General features: G+C 54.0%; 1 rRNA gene. It reads left to right on the top strand.

From position 1 onward, the window contains the following. Positions 1–1,479, top strand: a 16S ribosomal RNA gene (locus F7732_RS22480); the annotation flags it as partial. Positions 1,480–1,546 lie beyond the last annotated feature (67 nt).

The raw sequence follows: 1,546 nt of genomic DNA, 5'->3' as shown, positions 1-1,546 counted from the left end.
GGATGGGAGCTTGCTCCCTGAAGTCAGCGGCGGACGGGTGAGTAACACGTGGGCAACCTGCCTGTAAGACTGGGATAACTTCGGGAAACCGGAGCTAATACCGGATAATGCTTTTGGACTCATGTCCTTAAGCTGAAAGATGGTTTCGGCTATCACTTACAGATGGGCCCGCGGCGCATTAGCTAGTTGGTGAGGTAACGGCTCACCAAGGCAACGATGCGTAGCCGACCTGAGAGGGTGATCGGCCACACTGGGACTGAGACACGGCCCAGACTCCTACGGGAGGCAGCAGTAGGGAATCTTCCGCAATGGACGAAAGTCTGACGGAGCAACGCCGCGTGAGTGATGAAGGTTTTCGGATCGTAAAACTCTGTTGTTAGGGAAGAACAAGTACCGGAGTAACTGCCGGTACCTTGACGGTACCTAACCAGAAAGCCACGGCTAACTACGTGCCAGCAGCCGCGGTAATACGTAGGTGGCAAGCGTTGTCCGGAATTATTGGGCGTAAAGCGCGCGCAGGCGGTCCTTTAAGTCTGATGTGAAAGCCCACGGCTCAACCGTGGAGGGTCATTGGAAACTGGGGGACTTGAGTGCAGAAGAGGAGAGTGGAATTCCACGTGTAGCGGTGAAATGCGTAGAGATGTGGAGGAACACCAGTGGCGAAGGCGACTCTCTGGTCTGTAACTGACGCTGAGGCGCGAAAGCGTGGGGAGCGAACAGGATTAGATACCCTGGTAGTCCACGCCGTAAACGATGAGTGCTAAGTGTTAGAGGGTTTCCGCCCTTTAGTGCTGCAGCAAACGCATTAAGCACTCCGCCTGGGGAGTACGGCCGCAAGGCTGAAACTCAAAGGAATTGACGGGGGCCCGCACAAGCGGTGGAGCATGTGGTTTAATTCGAAGCAACGCGAAGAACCTTACCAGGTCTTGACATCCTCTGACACTCCTAGAGATAGGACGTTCCCCTTCGGGGGACAGAGTGACAGGTGGTGCATGGTTGTCGTCAGCTCGTGTCGTGAGATGTTGGGTTAAGTCCCGCAACGAGCGCAACCCTTGATCTTAGTTGCCAGCATTCAGTTGGGCACTCTAAGGTGACTGCCGGTGACAAACCGGAGGAAGGTGGGGATGACGTCAAATCATCATGCCCCTTATGACCTGGGCTACACACGTGCTACAATGGATGGTACAAAGGGCTGCAAGACCGCGAGGTTTAGCCAATCCCATAAAACCATTCTCAGTTCGGATTGCAGGCTGCAACTCGCCTGCATGAAGCCGGAATCGCTAGTAATCGCGGATCAGCATGCCGCGGTGAATACGTTCCCGGGCCTTGTACACACCGCCCGTCACACCACGAGAGTTTGTAACACCCGAAGTCGGTGGGGTAACCTTTTGGAGCCAGCCGCCTAAGGTGGGACAGATGATTGGGGTGAAGTCGTAACAAGGTAGCCGTATCGGAAGGTGCGGCTGGATCACCTCCTTTCTAAGGATGAAATGAAGTTTATCTTCATTAAAAGACGTCTTTATTTGTTCGTTCAGTTTTGAGAGAG

It is taken from the genome of Bacillus mesophilum (genome assembly GCF_008923265.1).
GTDB lineage: Bacteria > Bacillota > Bacilli > Bacillales > Cytobacillaceae > Cytobacillus > Cytobacillus mesophilum.
The sequence above is the reverse complement of the archived record's forward strand: the minus strand, read 5'-3'. Positions and strand labels throughout refer to the sequence as shown.